At 37.0% G+C, this 5868-nt stretch carries 3 protein-coding genes; all 3 read right to left on the bottom strand.

All coding sequences use genetic code 11. The annotated features are described in order from the left end of the window. Nucleotides 1-136 precede the first annotated feature (136 nt). Nucleotides 137-1798, bottom strand: coding sequence for a cyclic peptide export ABC transporter (locus GDK41_RS06320; protein WP_152085611.1), 1662 nt, complete (start codon nt 1796-1798; stop codon nt 137-139). Beyond that, nucleotides 1795-4233 carry a penicillin acylase family protein gene (locus GDK41_RS06315; protein ID WP_152085610.1) on the bottom strand — a complete coding sequence of 813 codons (2439 nt, stop codon included), beginning with the start codon at nt 4231-4233 and terminating at the stop codon, nt 1795-1797. The genes GDK41_RS06320 and GDK41_RS06315 overlap by 4 nt, the downstream gene beginning before the upstream one ends. An 822-nt stretch (nt 4234-5055) precedes the next feature. Further along, the gene (locus GDK41_RS06310) at nt 5056-5850 is read right to left on the bottom strand and encodes a cupin-like domain-containing protein (protein ID WP_152085609.1); all 795 of its coding nucleotides are present in this window, start codon (nt 5848-5850) and stop codon (nt 5056-5058) included. Nucleotides 5851-5868 lie beyond the last annotated feature (18 nt).

Below are 5868 nucleotides of genomic sequence, written 5' to 3'. Positions count from 1 at the left end.
ACAAAACTCTGTTAATTACAACCTGAATGAACGCTTGGGACAATGCATAGGTGTTGTGATACTAGGAAAATACAATTTGGTCATTATAATTTGCAAAGCATTGGCTACCTGTACAATGCTTTGCCTTTCAACTTAACTAATCATCATTACTCTTCAAAAGCCCATCTTCCATAATGAGTAACTTATCTGCGATATCAAAGTATCTATCATCATGGCTTATTACTACCACGGCTTTCCCTTGCGCTTTTAAATCAGGTAGGATGCGATAGTAAAATATTTGTTTAAATTCGGGGTCTTGATCAGCTGCCCACTCATCAAAGACATAAAGAGACTTATCCTCCAAAAAAGCAACGAGCAATGCTAATCGTCTCCGTTGACCATCTGACAAAGAGGTAGTAGAAAATTGGCCATTTTCAACGGTTACTTTTTCCTCTAAACATAGTTCACACAAATATTGTTGTATGAGAGCTTGCTTGCTCTGATTTGACTCACCCAGCAACCTATCAAATAAGTGATAGTCTGAATATATTGCACTCACCTCATTTCGACAACTATTTAAAGTATTATTATCGACTTCAACCTCTCCAAAGAATATAGAGCCACTTGATTTTCTATAATGAAGTGATATAAGTTTGCTAAGCGTTGTTTTTCCAGAACCATTACCACCTACAATGAAAGTTATCTTTCCTTTTTCTACGCTAAAGGTGAGTGGGCCGATACCAAAGCTGTCACTCCCGTGAGTAGTTTCATGGCTAAAGCAAACATCTTTGAATCGTATTTGCTCCCAGGAGGGAATTTGAAACACTTGCTCTGTTGCCTCTTCCGTTGATAGCTCACCTGAAAGACGCTCGACTTTCTGGAGTGAAATTTTTGCCTGCAGTACCTCAGGGATCAAGTTGATTATTTCTGCTACAGGACCTGTGATATAAAGAAGCATCATGATAACGGTTATGAGTTCTGCTTGACTAATCGAGTTATAGTTTGCAAATACAAATGCGACAAACCCTATCACAAAAAAGCTGATAAGATCTCCATAACTAGTCGCTGCAGACATAATCGAGTTGCCTAGCTTTTCAGACTTTAGAACCGCATGTTCATTTTGAACTAAAACATCACTATAAAAACTTTCACGCTTATCAGTACTAATTTTAAGCTCTTTTGCTCCATAAATAAGGCTACGAATCGATTCCTGCAAAACATCTATATGCTCTCGAGCGCGGCGTATATATTTAGCCCCTAAGAGAACGGGAATCTGATAAGTAATGATACCCAAAAAGATAGTTTTAAAAACGAGCCAGAATACATTCTTATCAACAATGAATAGCGTCATGAGTAAACTGACGAGTGTTGTAACGCTCATGATTAATTCAGGTAATACTCTAGCACCGTCCACTATCCGCCCGACATCAGTTGCTATCGTAGCGATAAGCCTAGAAGAACCTAAACTTTCTAGCTTGCTAATTGGTGCCTTCATAATTCGTTTGTACAAACTTAATCGCAATTTTGTTGTGACATCCATAGATACGCGAAGCAAAATAATCTGTGAAGCCGTTCTTGTAATCAGAATGAATAAACAAACGAGTAGAAACACGCTTGCAATATAATAATTTTGGACCTCGAAGCCAAAAAATGTTTGTAGTGACTCACTACTATATTCAAGTCCCCCCTGCTCATTTTCAAGGCTAGAAATAACTAGAGGTATCAACAATGAATAAGCAACTCCAGAAAACACCCCACATAAAATTGAAATAAATACTTTATTGGGTGCTCTAGAAGAAAACTCACTAAATAGATTCATTTCACTTCCTCAGTCGACATAGAGCTAATAGGTACCATTCGTAATGTTTCACCACTTTTTATACTGCTTTTATTCAAGCCAAAATATTGAACCTTATTGAACGGCTCCACCATGTCATCATAATGCTCACTAGCAATATTTCCAGACTGGCCAGTTGAGTTCATGTATAAGTGTGTAGCCTGCTTAGATTCTCCTAGTTGTAGTATTTGGCGAAACCCTGCCCCAAAATACTGCTCATATCCTTTTCCTTGTTTAAACATAGCTGAAGAGACATTCACCGTATTTTCAGAGCCTCCATTTTGTATCTTTCGTTCGAAGATATAGTCAAGAAAATTAACAGAGCTAAATGGTTGGTGTCCGTAATTTGTGTAGTGAATATTACCCCAAGTCCACTGTGAAATGTCACTCCCTTGTAATTTTACTAACTTCTTAATTGCCTGTTTGAGCGCTTCATGAACAATGCTATCACAAGACTCTAGATCATTTGTCAAAATATTATCACACCAATTTAGCTCAGTATTGGATAATGCTTCAAACACTTTGTCATTTTCTATATTGGCTAGACTAATTTCGTTTCCTAAATTCCAATACCCCTTAAATTCATCTTTAAAAATTAAATTTCTTACTTGCTCTGACCAAACGTAAAACAATGCCGCAGCCGTGCTGTCTCGATCCATATTACCATCCCAAGAGTTTAAATGTGCCAGAGCCAAGTCTTCATTGCTATTATCTCCCTTAATTCTCCGAAAGAAACTAAGTAAACTTATCGAACTTAAGTCAATTGTATCGGCCTGAATCATTTTCATATCTTCTAAGGTCAATTTGTGTTTGGTATCAATCTTCTCTTGTAATAGTTCTTCGATTCTAGCGGCTCTGGCAGGAGAGGCCCATTGACTTGAAATATAGTAATCGTAATCATCTCCCCCTATTTCATTATTTGCTGAGACAATAAAGCCCCTTTCAGGGTTAAACTCAGACAACATGTCAGTTTTAGGTATTACCCCATACCAATGATTTTTACTATGCCATCCCTCCAAAGGATACAGACCATTACCCACGCCACGAATAGGAATATCTCCTGCGGCTAAGTAACCAATATTATCTTGGTCAATGTAAACCATATTTAGCGTTGGAGATACTAGCAGGCTCATAGCATCATTAAACTCTTTCCAGTTTTTTGCATAACCCAATTTAAAAAACGCATCATAGGACGTATCCTGACTCTTCAAAGCTGTCCAGCGCAAAGACAGCGGGTTGCCTACTCCCTCAATGGCATCACTTATAAGTGGGCCATTTTCTGTCTTTCGCACTTTTATCTTCAGCGGTTCAATATTACGACTTAGTTTTGCAGGAAAATCAGCTTTTATATTTATCGTCTCTTCACGTGTTATCATCTCTTTCCATTTGCCATCGGATAGATATTGACTGGGTCGCTTTGGATTAATCTGCTCTATATATAGATCTTGTTCATCGGCAAGCATGCTAGTGACCCCCCATGCTATGTGAGCATTTTTACCTAGAACAACTAACGGAAGGCCAACCAAGCTCATACCCGATATTTCATGTTTAGGGCTCTTTTGCTTAACCACATACCAAAGAGAAGGTATTTGAATATTTAAGTGTGGATCATTGGCCAAAATTGGTTTGTTATTAGCACTCAGTTTTCCCGACACAGCCCATGCGTTGCTCCCAACATATTTACCACCAATATGCATTTCATCCTTCAAAACACGTTTAATCTTGAGCAGCTTATCGAGCGAGTTGACGGTATTAGTGTTACTTGTATATAAGCTATGCCCATTCTCACCAAACAACATATTGACTTGTGCTGTATTTAATACTTGGCTAGCAGCCATATACTCAATTTCATGCCACATACTATCCGATAGATTCAAAGCGAATACTTTTATTTGAACGAGTGAGTCGATAGGCTTCCACTTTTCAGGCTTAAAGCCAAACATTAAAAACTCAGGTGGTAAATTAGTATTTTTATCCAAAAATGCATTGACCCCATGAGAGTATGCGATCAATGAATCTTGTGCTTCTGTTGATAATGAGTCCCATGACTCTTCAGCAGACTTATAAAGCCCCAATGTGCGCACCCAAATATCACTTTCTAGGGCCGTTCTGCCGAAAACTTCACTAAGTCGACCTTTGGCAAAGCGACGTTGAGTTTCGAGTTGCCAAAGTCTATCTTGGGCATGTAAAAACCCCATAGCGAAATAAACATCATGATCACTTTTCGCAATGATTGAAGGAACTGAATGAGCATCTCTCTGAATTTGAACCTCTTGGTGAATGCCCGATAAGACAATGTCACCTGAAAAATTTTCTGCACTTGTTTGTAGGTAATTCCAAACGTACATCAATACAGTTATAAGAGGAATAATTAAAAACACAATAAAGCGCTTTAACAATGGGGAAGATTTGAACATCTATGATCCTTTTATCCAATTTGTTGAATACATACTCACTAACCTGACAGCAATATTTAGAGTCTTCACCTAAATCCATTAGCCTACCTATTGATTTACTCATTTGCTTCATTGTTCACAACAAACTGTTACAACTTACTAGACTATTAGCTGGAATAATTCACTGATACTATTGAAGGTACTTCCTTCTTCAAAATAGTAATGAACCTAAATTTTGACTTTAATGGTTAATATTCTCACATTGTACTGTTCGTTCATTTAATACAACTGACATATCTCTTAACTTCTCTAGCTTCAAAGTATGCGGTATTCCTTCATAATCTATAACAATATACGAACGAATATTCCCTCAATAATGAGGCTTAAATTAAGGGTACTAATAAGGAATCTAGCATCGCTAGCTACCACACTCATTTACTATAATAAAGTTATCAATTCTATAACTTTAATATATATTGAGATGCCACAAGACCTTTCGAAGAAAGTCTATCCCATCTTACACCAAAGAGTATAGTAAAATTCCATAGAAACAGCTTCTTGCTTAAACTCTGCCGGATAACTTCTATTTGTTCTTTTTGTCATTTTACACCTCGATATTTGGATTATATTCCATTATCAAAGTGTCCTGTATGATTAGAGCAAATCATCTCACGCGTGAGATAAGCCTTTATCTTAGAAGACAAAGATAAACAGAATCACACATTTTTCATAAAAAACAATTATATACAAATTTCAGCTTAGACTTAAGATTCCTCTCCTCTCTTACTATTCTATTGTATGTAAGAGAAGAGATACTTTTAAGTTAAGGCAATTGTTTCACGTTTACTTAAACTTACCAACCAAATCCTTCCACAATTCTTTCGGAGTATCTATAACATGTTTCCATGTCGTCCACCAAAAATTGAGGGATATAGAGTATTCAATAGTTTCAACATAATGCGCCCAGCTTTGCGGTAAAAATAGCGTTTCACCCGGCTCCAAAACAAACTCAATAGGCTTCGCATTTCTAAACTTGGGAAAACGCTCAAGATCAGGAGCATCCATATTAATAGGACTAAAGTGTGGAAACTCCAATGTTGATGGCAAATATAAATTTTCGTATTCAGACTTAGGATATATTACCCAGCGTTTCTTACCATATAACTGGACATTTAAATTTGGTGCGTCATCAAAATGTAATGCAGATTTACACCCCGCAGGTCCCATCCAAAAGAGCGCTTTCTGCGACGATAGCTTGTACAGAAATTTTGACCAATACGGAAATGTATTAATTTGCGATTTTGTCTGTGGAATAACCTCTGTAATTGGAAGTTGCGCAGCGTAAAAACGCCCATCATATTTTGAAATAGCGTGTGTAGAATTTACATAATCTAACATGCTAATCTTCATATACTTTAAATTTTTGACGTAGTAGTTAGAGTCACTAGCCTTGTCTTCCCCAATAGCTTCAACTTTGATCTCCACTTCTGGAAAGTTGGAAGCGAAGTAATCTGGTGTCCAAAGTGACTTTGCTTCCCATGAATCAATGGCATCTGTAAGGATTACTGGTTTATCTGGATGATAGTAATCCTTATAAAAATTCTCAATTGATGGTGATTTTATTCGTTCAATTATCATATGAAGCTCGTTTTATTT

It is taken from the genome of Pseudoalteromonas sp. A25 (assembly GCF_009176705.1).
Lineage (GTDB): Bacteria > Pseudomonadota > Gammaproteobacteria > Enterobacterales > Alteromonadaceae > Pseudoalteromonas.
The sequence above is the reverse complement of the archived record's forward strand: the minus strand, read 5'-3'. Positions and strand labels throughout refer to the sequence as shown.